The organism is Frigidibacter albus, from assembly GCF_009908165.1.
In the GTDB taxonomy this organism is placed as follows: domain Bacteria; phylum Pseudomonadota; class Alphaproteobacteria; order Rhodobacterales; family Rhodobacteraceae; genus Frigidibacter; species Frigidibacter albus.
On record NZ_JAAAUC010000025.1, the window covers coordinates 1 to 14,259 of the forward strand.

At 70.2% G+C, this 14,259-nt stretch carries 13 protein-coding genes and 2 pseudogenes; 10 read left to right on the forward strand and 5 right to left on the reverse strand.

All coding sequences use genetic code 11. From position 1 onward, the window contains the following. Both GVY41_RS19645 and gfa read right to left on the reverse strand, forming a co-directional pair. On the reverse strand, positions 1-496 hold a 496-nt coding region (locus GVY41_RS19645), incomplete at its 3' end, for an alcohol dehydrogenase catalytic domain-containing protein (protein WP_161656934.1). Positions 497-601: 105 nt separating this feature from the next. Beyond that, a complete protein-coding gene (gene gfa, locus GVY41_RS19650) occupies positions 602-1,183 on the reverse strand; it encodes an S-(hydroxymethyl)glutathione synthase (protein ID WP_161348687.1) in 582 nt (193 codons plus the stop codon). 251 nt (positions 1,184-1,434) lie between these two features. On the opposite strand from gfa, the gene GVY41_RS19655 reads away from it, so the two are divergent. From GVY41_RS19655 to GVY41_RS19665, 3 genes are read left to right on the forward strand one after another with little or no spacing between them, the layout of a single operon-like run. Beyond that, a complete protein-coding gene (locus tag GVY41_RS19655) occupies positions 1,435-2,181 on the forward strand; it encodes an ABC transporter permease (protein WP_161348686.1) in 747 nt (248 codons plus the stop codon). Positions 2,182-2,231: 50 nt separating this feature from the next. Next, positions 2,232-3,251 (forward strand): ABC transporter substrate-binding protein, encoded by a 1,020-nt coding sequence (locus tag GVY41_RS19660; protein ID WP_161348685.1) that lies wholly within the window; start codon positions 2,232-2,234, stop codon positions 3,249-3,251. Further along, on the forward strand, positions 3,248-4,054 hold the full coding sequence (locus GVY41_RS19665; RefSeq protein WP_161348684.1) for an ABC transporter ATP-binding protein: 807 nt from the start codon (positions 3,248-3,250) through the stop codon (positions 4,052-4,054). The genes GVY41_RS19660 and GVY41_RS19665 overlap by 4 nt, the downstream gene beginning before the upstream one ends. A gap of 4 nt (positions 4,055-4,058) precedes the next feature. Here GVY41_RS19665 and GVY41_RS19670 read toward each other — a convergent pair whose 3' ends face one another. Then, positions 4,059-4,604: a cytochrome b gene (locus GVY41_RS19670; protein WP_161348683.1), complete on the reverse strand. Its 546-nt coding sequence runs from the start codon at positions 4,602-4,604 to the stop codon at positions 4,059-4,061. 110 nt (positions 4,605-4,714) lie between these two features. Between GVY41_RS19670 and GVY41_RS19675 the strand changes: the two genes are divergently transcribed. The 7 genes and pseudogenes from GVY41_RS19675 (at position 4,715) to GVY41_RS19705 (ending at position 12,373) form a co-directional block, all read left to right on the forward strand. Then, positions 4,715-5,449 (forward strand): CDP-alcohol phosphatidyltransferase family protein, encoded by a 735-nt coding sequence (locus GVY41_RS19675; RefSeq protein WP_229726136.1) that lies wholly within the window; start codon positions 4,715-4,717, stop codon positions 5,447-5,449. Then, entirely contained in the window at positions 5,446-7,044 is a 1,599-nt protein-coding gene (locus GVY41_RS19680) for a sulfatase-like hydrolase/transferase (protein WP_170301247.1), read from the forward strand. Before GVY41_RS19675 ends, GVY41_RS19680 begins: the two co-directional genes overlap by 4 nt. Further along, positions 7,041-7,928, forward strand: a complete 888-nt coding sequence (locus GVY41_RS19685) for a lysylphosphatidylglycerol synthase transmembrane domain-containing protein (RefSeq protein WP_161348682.1) — start codon at positions 7,041-7,043, stop codon at positions 7,926-7,928. Before GVY41_RS19680 ends, GVY41_RS19685 begins: the two co-directional genes overlap by 4 nt. Positions 7,929-7,994: 66 nt before the next feature. Further along, the gene (locus GVY41_RS19690; RefSeq protein WP_373283325.1) at positions 7,995-8,981 is read left to right on the forward strand and encodes an ABC transporter substrate-binding protein; all 987 of its coding nucleotides are present in this window, start codon (positions 7,995-7,997) and stop codon (positions 8,979-8,981) included. Positions 8,982-9,084: 103 nt separating this feature from the next. Further along, a pseudogene (locus GVY41_RS19695) lies at positions 9,085-9,774 on the forward strand (ABC transporter ATP-binding protein); the annotation flags it as partial. A gap of 11 nt (positions 9,775-9,785) precedes the next feature. Then, positions 9,786-11,342, forward strand: coding sequence for an ABC transporter permease (locus GVY41_RS19700; protein WP_161348689.1), 1,557 nt, complete (start codon positions 9,786-9,788; stop codon positions 11,340-11,342). Beyond that, a complete protein-coding gene (locus tag GVY41_RS19705; RefSeq protein ID WP_161348679.1) occupies positions 11,339-12,373 on the forward strand; it encodes a glycosyltransferase family 4 protein in 1,035 nt (344 codons plus the stop codon). The genes GVY41_RS19700 and GVY41_RS19705 overlap by 4 nt, the downstream gene beginning before the upstream one ends. Before the next feature lie 11 nt (positions 12,374-12,384). Here GVY41_RS19705 and GVY41_RS19710 read toward each other — a convergent pair whose 3' ends face one another. Together GVY41_RS19710 and GVY41_RS20445 are read right to left on the reverse strand one after the other, a co-directional pair. Next, on the reverse strand, positions 12,385-14,028 hold the full coding sequence (locus GVY41_RS19710) for an FMN-binding glutamate synthase family protein (protein WP_161348678.1): 1,644 nt from the start codon (positions 14,026-14,028) through the stop codon (positions 12,385-12,387). A 101-nt stretch (positions 14,029-14,129) separates the two neighbouring features. Beyond that, positions 14,130-14,259 (reverse strand): annotated as a pseudogene (locus tag GVY41_RS20445) (branched-chain amino acid ABC transporter permease); the annotation flags it as partial.

Consider the following 14,259-nt stretch of genomic DNA (forward strand, 5'->3'; position numbering starts at 1 on the left):
AGATCTTGTCGAAGGGCGCGTCATCGCGGACCTTGGCCAGCGCGATCTCTGGCACCACGGTGTGGTTGGCGAAGGTCGAGCAGCCCATGTAATGGTGGATCGGGGTGCCATCGAGCATCGAGAACCGCGTCGTGCCGTCCGGCAGCAGGCCCTGCCCTTGCGTGGACCGGATCGCGGTGCAGAGGTTGGTCTTCTGGCTGAGGCAGCTCGGGCATTGCCGGCATTCGGGGGTATAAAGCGGGATCACATGGTCGCCCGGCTTCAGCGTGGTGACGCCGGGGCCGCATTCGATGACGATCCCCGCGCCCTCATGGCCGAGGATCGCCGGGAACAGCCCCTCCGGGTCAGCGCCCGACAGGGTGAACTCGTCGGTGTGGCAGATGCCGGTCGCCTTGATCTCCACCAGAACCTCGCCGGCCTTGGGGCCTTCAAGGTTCACCTCCATGATCTCCAGCGGTTTTCCGGCAGCAACGGCCACCGCGGCGCGCGTTCTCATGTCTTGTCTCCTTGGCATCACCGCGGGATCGGCCGGCGGCATTCATTCAAATTCAGGACAGACAGAGGGGCCGGGGGTCGCGCCCCGGCCCCTGTCCGTGCCGTGTCAGGCCGCCAGCGCGCCCGAGGTCTTGGCGATATGGGTGGCGATGGCGTCCATCAGCGGCGGCGAGAGCGCGTCATAGGGTTCCAGCCCCAGCTCCTTGAGCCGGCCGCGGATGCCCTCCATGCGCGAGGGATCCACCCCGCTCTCGATCACCGAAGACACGAAGGCGGCGAATTGCGGTTCCGACCAGCCATCCTCGTCCGACAGTTCGGTATGGATGAAGTCGAGCCCGTAGAACGGATGCCCGGTATTCTCGATCCGGCCATACATATGGGTGCCGCAGCCGGTGCAGGCATGGCGCTGGATCGCCGCCTCGGCATTGACCACCTTCAGCTTGCTCGCGTTCCGGGTGACGGTGACGGCATCGCGGCCGACGACGGCAACCTGGCTGAAGACCGCGCCCTCGGGCTTCCAGCACTTGGTGCAGCCGCAGACGTGGTTATGCGCGGTCTGCCCGCCGACCTTCACCTCGACCTTGTCGGTGGCGCATTTGCAGTGAAGCGTGCCACCGCCGAAATCCGCGCGGCCGGGATGCACCCCGCCGTCCACGGCTGGGTGGATCTTGATATTCTCGTAGGTCATGACTTCCTCCCCGTCCATCTGACGGCGCAACTCTGTACCCGCTGCGGCCCTTCCGTCGATTCAGCCAAAGGGGGGAGGCCGGGTGCCAGTCCGGCCCGGCTCATCCGAAAGGATGGTTGTCTTGGCCGCGGGCATGGCGGACAACAAAGCATGTATTTGCCCAAGCGCCCCGGCCCGGATCGTGACGCAGCGGATGCCCGCTTTCGCTGCCCTGCGCCCGGCTGCCTGCCCGGCTGCCTTGGGGCCCCGCGATGATCGCTCTGCTGCGCCTTGGCTTCCTTGCGGGGCTGGTGCTGCTGTGGTGGGTTGCCTCGGTGCAGGTGCCGCGCGGGCTGTTCGCCTCACCCTTGGAGACCGCGGCCGCGGCCGGACGGATGCTGGCCGAGGACCGGCTGGCGCCGGCGCTGCTGGCCAGCCTGCGCGTCTATGCGACCGGCACATTGCTGGCGGCGGGGGCGGGGATCGCGCTTGGCGCGGCGATGGGGCTGTGGCGGCCGTTCGGGCGCACGCTCGACATCTTCGTCTATGCGCTGGCGGCGACGCCGCGGGTGGCGTTCATCCCGCTGATCATCACCCTGCTGGGACTGGGGGTCGAGGCCAAGACGCTGATCATCTTCCTGGGCGCGGTGATGCCGGTGATCCTGAACACCTATACCGGCGTGCTGAACACCGACCGCGACCTCGTGGAAATGGCGAAGGCGACGGGTGCCTCGCAGGGGCGGATCTTCTGGCATATCGTGCTGCCGGGGACCCTGCCGTTCCTGCTGACCGGGATCCGGCTGGGGGCCACCATCGGGCTGATCAACACGGTGGTGGCCGAGCTTTACACCGCCGTCACCGGGCTTGGCGGGCTGCTGGCGCTGTATGGCAGCCGCTTCCAGATGGCGGAATATTTCGTCGTCGTGCTGACCCTGTCGCTGATCGGGGTGACGGTGACCGAGGGGCTGCGGCTGGCCGAGAGGCGGCTGACCCGCTGGCGCGCGGCTGAGACGGTTTGAAGACCCGGCGGGGGGAGACGCCGGGGGCAATGCACCTGGAGGAGAAGACCATGAGACCCACTAAATTGATGGCGCTGGCAGTCTGCGCAGCGGCGCTGGCCGGGCCGGTGGCGGCAGAGCCGTTCCGGCTGATCGTCACCGATATGGAGGCGCCGCTGGTGCCGAACTCGGTGATGGATCTGGCCCTGCAGGAGGGGTATTTCGAACGCGCCGGCGTCGAGGTGGAGCTGGTGCGCGTGCAGCAGACGCCGATGGCCATGGCGGCGCTGCGGTCCGGCGAGGGCGAGATGGCGAATGTCGCCGTCGAGTCGATGCTGCAATCGGTGGCGCAGGGCGCGACGGATCTGCGCGCGGTGATGTCGCCCAACAAGTCGCTGCCCTTCCTGATTGCCGCGCAGGGCAAGATCGGCAGCGCCGGTGACTTGGCCGGCAAGCGCTTTGGCATCGGCCGCATCGGCAGCCTCGACCACACGCTGAGCCTGCAGGTGCTGGAGGCCGCCGGGGTCGATACCGGCAGCTTGCAGATGGTGGCGCTTGGCCAGCCAAGCGCGCGGGCGCAGGCGCTGCTGGCGGATCAGATCGACGCGACGACCATGTCGATCGGCACCTTTACCGCGATCGAGGCGCAGGCCGCCGGATCGGTGCAGGTGCTGGTGGATGTGGACGCCTATTACCGCGCGGCGCCCGTGGTGTCGAAGGTGAACGCCGTCACCGCCGAGACGCTCGCCACCCGCGGGCCGGAGGTGGAGGCGGTGATCGAGGCGCTGACCCTCGCCGCGCGCGACTTTGCCGCCGATCCCCAGCTGTGGGTGACGGCGATGCAGACGGCGCGGCCCGACGTGGCCGAGGCGGACCTGCAAAAGCTGGGCGCCGCCTTTGCCGGATCGTGGAGCGTGAATGGCGGGCTGCAGCGCGAGGAGCTGGAGTTTTCGGCGGGCTGGCTTTACGCCAGCGAGGACTTCAAGGGCGTCACCCCGGCGCCGCTGGAGGCTTGGACCGACTTTGGCCCGGTCGAGGCGGTGCTGGCGCGGATCGGCACCACGGATGGATCGGATGCGCTGACACGATGACAGGAACAGACGATGCGCTGGTCAGCCTGGCCGGCGTGTCATGGAGCTTTGACGGCAGCCCCGCCCCGGTGCTGCAAGGGGTGGACCTGACGGTCGCGCCCGGCGAGGTCGTGGTCGTGCTGGGGCCCTCGGGCTGCGGCAAGACCACGCTGCTCAGGATCATCGCCGGGCTGCTGCGGCCCGAATGCGGCACGGTGCGGGTGTCGGGGCGCGCTCCGGTTCCCGGGCAGGACAGCGCCATCGTGTTCCAGGGCTACCGGCTGCTGCCGTGGAAGACAGTTGCGCAGAATATCGGCTTTGCGCTGCACGCGCTGCCCGCGGCGGAGCGCGAGGCCCGGGTGGCGCGCTATCTGGATCTGGTGGGGCTGGCGAAGTTTGCGGGGGCCTATCCGGCGGCGCTGTCGGGCGGGATGCGGCAGCGGGTGGCGCTGGCGCGGGCGCTGGCCTGCCAGCCGCGGCTGCTGTTGATGGACGAGCCCTTCGCCGCGCTCGACGCGCAATCGCGCGAGCTGATGCAGATGGAGACGATGCGGCTGATCGCCGGGGCCGAGGGGCCGGCGCCCGGCATTGTTTTCGTCACCCACTCTGTCGATGAGGCGCTGATGCTGGCCGACCGCATCGTGCTGATGTCGCCGCGGCCGGGCCGGATCGACCAGATCCTGCCGGTGGGCTTCCCGCGCCCGCGCTGGCAGGCCGACCCGCGGCAGGCGCCCGAATTCGCGCAGCTGCGCCAGCACCTGTGGGACCGGCTGCGCGCCATGGTGCTGTCGGACCCGCAGTCGGACTTTTACGGGCGGGGGTAAAGCATCACACCGGCGGCCACATCCGGCTGAAGATGCCGTCGCGCTTGACCAGCCCATGCATCGCCGCCGCCCCGATATGCCCCGCCATCAGCACGATCAGCACGGTCTTGCACAGGTCGTGGAACGCCTTGGCAGAGGCGGCCAGCGCCTCATCCTTGCCGATCATCCCGCCCATCAGCGGGTCCCACAGCTCCATCGGAAAGCCGCCCGCCTGCACCCGCACGATGCCCGACATCACCATCAGCACCAGGGTGAGGTAGAGCAGCCAATGTACCGTTTCTGCCAGCAGCGCCTGCAGGCGCGGCAGGCTGATGGGCAGCGGCGGGGGGCGCCGTGCCACGCGCACCGCAAGGCGCAGGATGACGAGGATCCCGATTACCGGCCCGATGTTCTTGTGGTAGAGGAACAGGCTGTCCTGCACCGGGCGCGGCAGCCCCTCTTGCACCATGATCAGCCCCGCCGGGATCGTGGTCAGCACCAGCACCGCCGTCAGCCAGTGCAGCAGGCGCGAGGCGGGGGCATGGCGCGTGACTGCGGCGGTGTCGGACATGCGGCCCAATGCTCCCCTGAAATCCAATATCACTCAGCCTATTCCAGCCATTCCCTTCCGTAAACAGCAACGCGCTTGACACCGGCAATGGCCGGGACACTTTGCTGCGGATGGATCTGTCACATTCCCCCCGCACCGGCCCTCCGCAAGCCCCCTTCGGGGCCTTCATCAAGCTGATGCTGCTGTCTGCTGCGCTGGCGGCGGCGCTGTTCGGTGTGGCCTGGTCGCTTGGCGGCGGGGTTCACTGGCTGCCGCTGCTGGGGTTCCTCATTGCCGCGGCCACGGTGGCGGTGCTGCTGCTGCGCCACTGGTCCGCGCCCCTGCTGGGCCATGCCAATGCGCTGACGCTGGGGCGGCTGGCGCTGGTGGCGCTGCTGCTGTTGCCGCTGGCCCGGCCAGAGCTGACCAAGGGCGCGGCGGGATGGGTGATCTTCGGTCTGGCACTGGTGACGCTGGCGCTGGACGGGCTCGACGGTCCACTGGCGCGGCGCAGCGGGCTGGCCGGCCCCTGGGGCGCGCGGTTCGACATGGAGGTGGACGCGGTCTTCGCGCTGCTGCTGGCGCTGGTTGCCTGGCGCAGCGGTGCGGCGGGGGCCTGGGTGCTGCTTCTGGGCGGGATGCGCTACCTGTTCGTGCTGGCAACCTTCGCCCTGCCCTGGCTGGCGGCGCCGCTGCCGCAGCGGTTCCGGCGCAAGCTGATCTGCGTGGTGCAGATCGGCGCGCTGCTGCTGTTGCTGGCCCCCATCGTCGTACCCCCCGTCAGCCTGTGGATCGCGCTGATCGCGCTGGCCTTGCTGGCGTGGTCGTTCGCGGTGGATGTGATCTGGCTGGCGAGACGGCGATGAGCGCCAGGGCGATTGCGGCGCTGGCGGCCTCGGCGCTGCTGATCCATCTGGTGCTGATCCAGCCGAACCACCCCGACGCGCTGACCTGGGGCGCGCTGCGGAGGATGCCGCTGGAGCTGCCGGTGCTGCTGCTGGGATGCCTCGCGCTTGGCGGGCGGGCGCTGCCGCAGCTGGCCTCGGTGGCGCTGACGGGGATGGTGGTGGTGAAGCTGGCGGATTTCGCGGTGTTCACCGCCTTTGGCCGCGGCTTCGATCCGCTGGCCGACATGCACCTGCTGCCCGCCGGGGTGCATCTGCTGAAGGGCAGCGCCGGGGTGGCGGGGGCGGTGCTGGCGGGCGCGGCGCTGGTCGTCGCGCTTGCCGGGCTGCTGGCGCTGCTGTTCGTGGCGCTGCGGGTCTGGGCCCGCGCCGGGGCCGGGCTGACGGCCCCCGCAAGGCTGGCGGCGGGGGCAGCGGCGCTGGTCTTCGCGCTGCTGTCCGCTGCCGAGATCCGCACTGCCCTGAACGGCTGGAAGGGCTGGAACCCGCCCGGCGATGCCTTCACCTCGCGCCTCGCCGCCGAGCATCTGCGCGACTTCGGGCGCTCCCGCGCGGCCCTCGCCGAATTCCGCACCGCAGCCGGGGCCGACCCGTGGCGGGATCGCGACGGCGTTCTGGCGCAACTGGAGGGACGCGACGTGATCCTCGTCTTCGTCGAAAGCTACGGGCGCGCGGCCTTCGACAACCCCCTTTACGCGGACCGCCATCGCGCGACGCTGGCCGAGGGGGCAGAGGCGCTGGCCGGGGTTGGGCTGGAGGCACGGTCGGGATGGCTGACCTCGCCGGTCATCGGCGGGCAGAGCTGGCTGGCGCATGGCACGCTGGCATCGGGGCTCGAGGTGAACGACCAGACCCGCTATCGCGCCATGCTGGCCAGCCCGCGGCATTCGCTGTTCAGCCTCGCGGCAGGCGCGGGCTATGCCACTGCCGCCATCGCCCCCGCCATCGTCATGCCCTGGCCCGAGGCGGAGGCGCTTGGCTTTCAGTCGGTGCTCGCCGCCGCCGATCTGGGCTATGCCGGGCAGCCGTTCAACTGGGTGACCATGCCCGACCAATACACCCTCTCGGCCTTTGACCGGCTGGTACCGCGCGAGGCGCCGCTGATGGCGGAGATTGCGCTGATCTCCAGCCACGCGCCCTGGACGCCGGTGGCGCAGATGATCCCGTGGGAGGAGGTCGGCGACGGCCGCGTCTTCGATGCGCAGGCGGCGCAGGGCCCGACGCCGCGCGAGGTCTGGGCCGATCCGGACCGCATCCGCGACCACTATGCCCGCGCGCAGGACTATGCGGTTCGGGCGGTGCTGTCCTGGGCGGCCCTGCCGCGCGAGGACGCGCCGCTGCTGATCGTTCTGGGCGATCATCAGGCGGCGGGATTTGTCTCGGAGGTGGGGGGCCGGGACGTGCCCATCCACCTGATCGGCCCGCCCGAGGTGCTGGCGCTGTTCGACGATTGGGGCTGGTCGCCGGGGCTGATGCCCGAGGCCGCGCTGGCGCCCTGGCCGATGCGGGCATTCCGCGACCGGTTTCTGGACGCCACCAGTGGGGGCGCACCGTGAGGCTGCTGCGCCTGCTGCTGCCCGTGGCGCTGATCGCGCTGTGCCTGATGCTGACCGATGCTCGGGCCACTCTGGCGCGGCTCTCGGGTCTGTCGGCGGGGTGGTTCATCATCACCCTCGCCCTGCTGAACGCCGTCACCGTCCTGTCGGCCCTGCGCTGGCGGATGACCGCGGCGGCGCTGGACCTGCAGCTGCCGCCGGGGCTGGCGGTGCAGGAATACTACCTCGCGCAACTCGCCAACCAGACTCTGCCGGGCGGCGTGCTGGGGGATGCGAGCCGCGCCCTGCGCAACCGCCATGGCGGGCCCTTGCGCCGCGCGGCGCAGGCGGTGGTGCTGGAACGCGCGGCGGGGCAGGCCGGAATGGCAGCGGTCGCGCTTGGCGGGGCCGGTGCGATGCTGATGACGAAGGGGGCACCAGCGGATCTTCCCGGCATCATCTGGCTCCCGGCCGGGTTTCTGGCGCTGCTCCTCATCGGCGGCGCGGCAGTGGCGCTGCTGGGGGCCAGCGGCGGCGAGGGTGGCTGGCGCCTCGCAGCCCACACGGCGCTGATCCGGCACCTGCCCACGCAGGCGGCGCTGTCGCTGGTCATCGCCGCGCTCACCGTCGCCGCCTTCGCCACCAGCGCCGCTGCCACCGGCAGCCCTCTGGCGCCGGTGGCAGCGGCCTTCCTCGTTCCGCTGGTGCTGACGGCGATGCTGCTGCCCGCCTCCATCGCCGGCTGGGGCTGGCGCGAGGGGGCGGCGGCGGCGCTGTTTCCGCTGGCGGGCCTGACCGCCGAGGCCGGCATCGCCGCCAGCATCGCATTTGGCATCGCGGGGTTGATCTCGGCGCTTCCGGGCGCATTCTTCCTCCGCCGCGTCCCCCGGGTGGAACCACAATAGGCCCGCGGCATTGCCTCAGGTCCCCAATGCCCTAGACTTGTCAGCAAACCGAGGGAGTTTTGCATGATGTTCCGCACGCCGACCCGCCGCCTTGTCCTTGGGGGCGGTCTTGCCACCGCAGCCGCCACACTGTGGCACCCGCGCGCCGCCCTTGCGCAGCAGGCGGCCACGCTTCAGCTGTCCTGGCTGCATTCGGTGCAGTTCGGCGGCAGCTATATCGCGCTGCAGAACGGCTATTGGCGTGACGCGGGGCTGGACGTGTCGCTGCTGCAGGGCGGCCCAAACGCGCCGGTGGAACCGCCGGTGGTTGCCGGCACCGCGCTTATCGGCATCTCGGCGGCGGACTATACCGCGGCGGCGGTGACGCAGGGCGCGCCGTTCAGGATCATCGGCGTGGCGATGCAGAAGAACCCCTTCGCCATCGCCTCGCTACCGGGCAATCCGGTCAACGCGCCCGCCGATCTTGTGGGCAAGCGGATCGGCATGGCGCTGGCCAATATGCCGGTGCTGGAGGCGCTGTGCGCGATCAACGGCGTGGATGTGGCCGGGATCGAGGTGGTGCCGACGCAATATGACGCGGCGCCGCTGGTGCAGGGGCAGGTGGACTGCCTGCTGTGTTGGGCGACCGACCTGCCGGTGGCGATGGAGATTCAGGGCGTGGAAAGTGTCACCATGCTGCTGGCCGACCATGGCTATGCCGTGCATTCCCAGACCTACATCGCCACCGAGGACAGCCTTGCGAACCGCCGGGCCGAGCTGGTCGCGCTGATGGCGGGCGAGGCGCGGGGGTGGGCCGAGTATCAGGCGGACCCCGCCGCGGCCGCGCAGCTGACGGTGGAGATGTTCCCCGATGCCGGGCTGGACCTGCCGACGCAGCTGCTGCAGGCCGAGCGTCAGCTGCCGTTGATGTTCTCGGACCTGACCGCGGCCGAGGGCTTCGGCTGGTTCACCGATGCGACGGTTGCCGCCAATGTCGAGACGCTGGCGCTGCTTGGCAAGCCGGTGACCCCGGACCTTTGGGACCGCTCGATCCTGGAAGAGGTGCATGGATAGGCGCGAAGGGTTGGCACGCGACATCACGCTGGAGGGCGTCGCCAAGATCTTCGGCACGCAGGGGCGGCTGGTGGAGGCGGTGGCGCCGACCGACCTTGTGCTGAAGGCTGGCACCACCACGGCGCTGGTCGGCCCTTCGGGCTGCGGCAAGTCCACGCTGCTGCGGCTGATCGCCGGGCTTGATCTGCCTACCGAGGGCCGCATCACCATCGGGGCGGAAACCCCGGCCGAGATGCGCGGTCGGGCGGGTCTGGCGGTGGCATTTCAGGACCCTGCCCTGCTGCCGTGGCGGACGGTGGCGGGCAACGTCGCCTTGGGGCGGTCCCTCGCCCGGATGCCCCGGGATGCGGCGGCGGTGGCGGAACTGATCCGGCTTGTCGGGCTCGAAGGCTTCGAGGACCGTCGCCCCGCCGAGCTGTCGGGCGGGATGCGCCAGCGCGCGGCGATTGCGCGGGCACTGGCCGGGCTGCCGGAACTCCTGTTGCTGGACGAGCCCTTCGGCGCCGTCGATGAACTCACGCGCGACCGGCTGAATGCCGAATTGCCGCCGCTGTGGGAGGCGCGGGGCGCGACGGCGGTGCTGGTGACGCATTCCATATCCGAGGCGGTGCGGCTGTCGGACCGGATCCTCGTGATGACCCCGCGCCCCGCGCGCATCGCCGCCGATATCACGGTGACGCTGCCGCGCGGGGAAGCGCGTGACCCCGCCTCCGAGGCGTTCCGCAAGACCTGTGCGCAGGTGCTGGCCGCGCTGCGCGAGCATCAGCTGCCAGACAGCATCGCCGCGCAATGAGCGCGGTCGAGATGCCCGCCGCCCCCCTCTTCGGGAGGCGCTTGACCCGGGGCCTCTGGGTGCTGCTGATCCTCCTGTGCTGGGAGGGGCTTGCGCGCCTCTCGGCCAGCGCCTTCGTGATCGCCGCCCCCAGCCAGATCCTCCATTACAGCGCCACCCATGCCGACCTCTTGTGGCGCGCCTTCCTGACGACACTCTGGGCCGCCGCGCGGGGGTTCTTCTGGGGCAACCTTGCGGGCGTGACGCTGGCGCTGGTCGCGGTGCTGCTGCCCCGTTCCGAGCGGCTGCTGTCCACCCTCGCGCTCCTCGTCTTCTGCCTGCCGCTGGTGGCGACCGGGCCGATCCTGCGGGTGCTTTACGGCCCCGGCGACGGGCCGCAGGTCACACTGGCGGCGCTGGCGGTCTATTACACCACCTTCCTGCCGGTGCTGGTGGGCCTGCGCGCCGTGCCGCAGGGCTGGCGCGATCTGGTGCGCAGCTATGGGCGCGGCGGCCTGACCCTGCTGCGCGAGGTTCGGCTTCCGGCCGCCCTGCCCTACGCCGTCGCCGGCCTGCAGATCGCGGCGCCGGCGGCGTTTCTGGGCGCGATGGTGGGCGAGTTCACCGGGGCAGAGCGGGGGCTGGGGGTGCTGACCGTGCGCGCGATGCGGGCGCTCGACCTGCCGGCGACGTGGAGCATCGCGGTCATCGCCGCAGGGGCCTCGGTCGCGGCCTTCAGCACCATCGGCGCGCTTGGCCGCCGGCTCGACCTTGCCCCTCCCGAGGTGTTGCTGGCAGCCCCCGTCGCCCGCGCCCGCAACCGGTGGGAGGGGCCGGCCCATGCGGCGCTGGCGACCCTTGCCGTGCTGATGCTGTGGCAGGGCACCATGGACGCCTTCGGCCTGCCGCCGTTCTTCGCCAAGCGGCCGGGGGATGTGTGGGACTATCTGGTCACCGATGCGGCCGCCCGGGCCCGGCTGTGGGATGCGCTGGCCGAGACGCTGTCGATGGCCGTGCCCGGCTATCTGTGCGGGCTGGCGGCCGGGGCCGGGTTGGCGATGCTGCTGGTGCTGGCCCCGCGGCTGTCGGCCGCCACCCTGCCGCTGGCCATCGCGCTGCGGTCTGTCCCTATCGTGGCAACCGCGCCGCTGATCGTCTGGGCGCTTGGGCGGGGGGGGGCGGGAACGGTGACGGTGGTGGCGATGATGATCTTCTTCCCGACGCTGGTGGCGTGCCGGCACGGGCTGGCCCGCACCCCGCGCGCGGTGCTGGACGTATTCGCCGTCTATGCCGCCAGCCCGCTGCGCCGCCTGCTTGGCGCGCAGCTGGCCGCGATGCTGCCGGCGTTCTTTGCCTCGGCCAGAATGGCGATCCCGGCGGCCATCCTCGCCGTCACCACCGCCGAATGGCTGGCGACCGGGCGGGGCATCGGCGCGCTGATGGCGACGGTCGCCTCCACCTCGGACTACAACATGCTGTGGAGCGCGATCACCCTGATCGGGCTGGCCGCCGTCCTTGCCCATGCGCTCGTCTTTGCGCTGGAACGCTGGGTGCTGGCGCGCACAAACCCGGAGCAGCTGATCCGATGAGAGCCTGCGCCTTTGCCATCCCAGGGAACCATCGCCAGAAGACCGGCGGCTTCATCTATCAGCGGAGGCTGCTGGAGGAGCTGCAGGCCACCGGCCGTGAGGTCCACCATATCGTGCTGCCCGCCGAGGCTGCCGGGGCGGCGCAGAGCCCGGCCGTGCAGGCAGAGGTGGCGCGGCTGCTGGCCCTGCCCCCCGACCTGCCGCTGATCCTCGACGGGCTGGCCTTCGCCGCCATGCCGACCGGGGCGCTGGCGCAGCTGGCCAGCCCGGTGGTCGCGATGCTGCATCATCCGATGGGGATGGAAGATGGCCTCTCGCCGGACCTCTCGCGGCGGTTGCTGGCGCAGGAGGCGGCCAACCTCGCCCACGCGGCGCAGGTGGTGGTAACCAGCGAGCATACGCGGCAGACCTACATCAAGCTTGGCGCCGATCCGGCGCGGATCACTGTCGCCCTGCCCGGCTATGACGGGCCGCGCGACCTGCCGCGGGTGGAGACCGGGCCGCGCATCCTGTCGGTCGGACTGCTGGCGCGGCGCAAGGGGCATGACGTGCTGATCCGCGCGCTGGCCCGCGTCGCCGATCTGGACTGGACGGCGCGGATCGTCGGCAAGACCCATGACCCCGCCGTCGCCGCGGACCTCGCGGCGCTGATCGCGGAGCTTGGGCTTGCGGGCCGCATCGAGCTGGCCGGTGAGATCAGCGATGCCGCGCTGTCCGAAGCCTATCGCGGCGCCCGCATCTTCGCGCTGGCGACCCGCTATGAGGGCTACGGGATGGCGCTGGCCGAGGCGCTGTGCCACGGCCTGCCGATCGTCACCTGCGGCACCGGCGCCGTGCCGGACACCGTCGGCGATGCCGCGCTGCTGGCGCCGCCAGGGGATGCGGAGGCCTTCGCGGCACATCTTCGGACGCTGCTGACCTCCGAAGCCGCCCGCCGGGATCTGGGCGAGCGTTCGCGCCACCTGGGGCGCGCGCTTCCGGTCTGGCCCGAGACCGCCGCGATCATGGGGACGGTCCTCGACGCGCTCTAGGAGGCCCGCGCCTACGCCGCGAACTTGCCCTTGGGCATGGCGGCCGGCAGGAACGACTCGGCCGAGGCGCGCCCCCACCGCTCCAGCCAGGATTGCAGCTCGGGGTGCGCGGATCCCTCGATCAGGAAGCCGTCGGGCAGGTCGGGGAACACCTCATTGCCGTCCGAGAACTCGTTGTCCTTGGCGCGGACCATGAAGTGATATGGCGAGAATCCGGAGGGGTGCGAGAGCCCCGCCGCGCCCGCCAGCTCACCCAATGCATGCAGCGTGTTGCGGTGGAAGCGGGCCACCCGGTCGGCCTTGTCGCCGACATCCAGCGCCGCCATCCGCCGCGGGTCTTGCGTGGCGATGCCGACCGGGCATTTGTTGGTGTGGCAGGACTGTGCCTGGATGCAGCCGATGGCGAACATGTAGCCGCGGGCGCTGTTGCACCAGTCAGCGCCAAGGCCCATGGCGCGGGCGATGTCATAGGCCGTGACGATCTTGCCGGCCGCGGCGATGCGGATGCGGTTCCGGATGCCCGCCCCGCGCAGGGTGTTGTGGACGAAGTGCAGCCCTTCCAGCATCGGCATCCCGACATGGTTGACGAATTCCAGCGGCGCGGCGCCGGTGCCGCCCTCCTTGCCATCGACCACGATGAAGTCGGGGGTGATCCCGCTCTGGAGCATCGCCTTCACGATGCACATGAACTCTCGCCGGTGGCCGATGCACAGCTTGAAGCCGACGGGCTTGCCACCCGACAGCTCGCGCAGACGCGCGATGAAGGCGAGAAATTCCAGCGGCGTCGAGAAGGCGGAATGCGCCGGCGGCGAGATGCAGTCGACCCCCATCGGAATCCCCCGCGCCTCTGCAATCTCGGGCGAGATCTTCGAGGCGGGAAGCATGCCGCCATGCCCGGGCTTGGCACCCTGGCTCAGCTTCACCTCGATCATCTTCACCTGCGGGTCATTGGCCTGCACGGCAAAACGCTCGGCCGAGAAGGTGCCATCCGCGTTGCGGCAGCCGAAATAGCCCGAGGCCACCTGATAGACCAGATCGCCGCCGCCCTCGCGGTGATAGCGGCTGATGCCGCCCTCGCCGGTGTCATGAGCAAAGCCGCCGGCCTTGGCGCCGCGGTTCAGCGCCGAGATGGCATTGGCCGACAGCGCGCCAAAGCTCATCGCCGAGATGTTGTAGACCGAGGCGTCATAGGGCTGCGTGCAGTCAGGGCCGCCGATGCGCACCCGGAAGTCGCTGTCGGCGATGACCTTGGGCACGATCGAATGCGTCAGCCAGTTGAACCCCGAGGCATAGACCGATTGCACCGTTCCGAAGGGCCGCTTGTCCTCGACCCCCTTGGCGCGCTGGTAGACCAGTCCGCGCATCTCGCGGCTGAAGGGCACCTCGTCATGGTCGGATTCGAAGAAGTACTGCCGGAACTCCGGCCCGATACTCTCGATCAGGAAGCGCAGGTGGCCGATGATCGGATAGTTGCGCAAGATGGAGTGATGCGTCTGGCGGGTATCGCGGACCCCAAGCGCCAGCAGCGCCGCGGCCAGCGCGAAGACCGGCGCCATCCAGGCGGTCCAGGTCAGCATCAGGATACCCGAGATCAGGGTCGTCGCGGCCACGATGGCAAACGGGGCATAGCGCAGGTTGCGGGTCGGCAGGCTCATGTTGCGCGTCTTTCAGATGTTTTTCGCAGTCACCATACCAGTCTCGTACCCAGAACATAGGAGGGTGGGTGTTTCGGGAGTGTGAACTTTTTCCATATGTCTCAATTGAACCCCAGCATCCGTCCCAGCTTTGACGCATAGAACTCTCCGACCAGGCCGCGGCGGAACAGCAGGACGCAGACCATGAACACCACGCCGGTGATGATGGTGACCGGCACGTTCGAGGTGGCG

What these genes read in the sequence shown, in the direction of transcription:
- GVY41_RS19675 (WP_229726136.1), top strand. Translation starts at nt 4,715, where the DNA reads ATGGATCTGTCACATTCCCCCCGCACCGGCCCTCCGCAAGCCCCCTTC.
- GVY41_RS19710 (WP_161348678.1), bottom strand. Translation starts at nt 14,028, where the DNA reads ATGAGCCTGCCGACCCGCAACCTGCGCTATGCCCCGTTTGCCATCGTG.
- GVY41_RS19700 (WP_161348689.1), top strand. Translation starts at nt 9,786, where the DNA reads ATGCCCGCCGCCCCCCTCTTCGGGAGGCGCTTGACCCGGGGCCTCTGG.
- gfa (WP_161348687.1), bottom strand. Translation starts at nt 1,183, where the DNA reads ATGACCTACGAGAATATCAAGATCCACCCAGCCGTGGACGGCGGGGTG.
- GVY41_RS19680 (WP_170301247.1), top strand. Translation starts at nt 5,446, where the DNA reads ATGAGCGCCAGGGCGATTGCGGCGCTGGCGGCCTCGGCGCTGCTGATC.
- GVY41_RS19690 (WP_373283325.1), top strand. Translation starts at nt 7,995, where the DNA reads ATGTTCCGCACGCCGACCCGCCGCCTTGTCCTTGGGGGCGGTCTTGCC.
- GVY41_RS19665 (WP_161348684.1), top strand. Translation starts at nt 3,248, where the DNA reads ATGACAGGAACAGACGATGCGCTGGTCAGCCTGGCCGGCGTGTCATGG.
- GVY41_RS19660 (WP_161348685.1), top strand. Translation starts at nt 2,232, where the DNA reads ATGAGACCCACTAAATTGATGGCGCTGGCAGTCTGCGCAGCGGCGCTG.
- GVY41_RS19670 (WP_161348683.1), bottom strand. Translation starts at nt 4,604, where the DNA reads ATGTCCGACACCGCCGCAGTCACGCGCCATGCCCCCGCCTCGCGCCTG.
- GVY41_RS19705 (WP_161348679.1), top strand. Translation starts at nt 11,339, where the DNA reads ATGAGAGCCTGCGCCTTTGCCATCCCAGGGAACCATCGCCAGAAGACC.
- GVY41_RS19655 (WP_161348686.1), top strand. Translation starts at nt 1,435, where the DNA reads ATGATCGCTCTGCTGCGCCTTGGCTTCCTTGCGGGGCTGGTGCTGCTG.